Origin of the sequence: Corynebacterium frankenforstense (genome assembly GCF_030211955.1) — a bacterium.
In the GTDB taxonomy this organism is placed as follows: Bacteria; Actinomycetota; Actinomycetes; order Mycobacteriales; family Mycobacteriaceae; genus Corynebacterium; species Corynebacterium frankenforstense_A.
In genome coordinates, this window is record NZ_JASODI010000067.1 from 1 (window position 1) to 271 (window position 271).

A 271-nucleotide genomic window follows, 5' to 3' on the forward strand; every position below is an offset into this window, starting at 1 on the left:
GGCCTGTGCCAGTGGATGCGTCGCGCCTTGCTCGACCGCCGCCGCCAGTGTCAGCAGTTCAGATTCACTAATACCCGTTGCCGGATGAATCGCGGTAACGCGCGGTTTACCGACGGTCAGCGTACCGGTTTTATCAAACGCCACCTGGGTAACACGACCTAGTTGTTCCAGCGCCGCACCGCCTTTAATCAACGCCCCACGACGCGCTGCTGCTGCCAGCCCGGAGGTTATCGCCGCAGGCGTTGAGATAACTAACGCACACGGGCAACCA

General features: G+C 60.9%; 1 pseudogene. It reads right to left on the bottom strand.

What is annotated here, in order from left to right:
• Positions 1 to 271, bottom strand: a pseudogene (locus tag QP119_RS11900) (heavy metal translocating P-type ATPase); the annotation flags it as partial.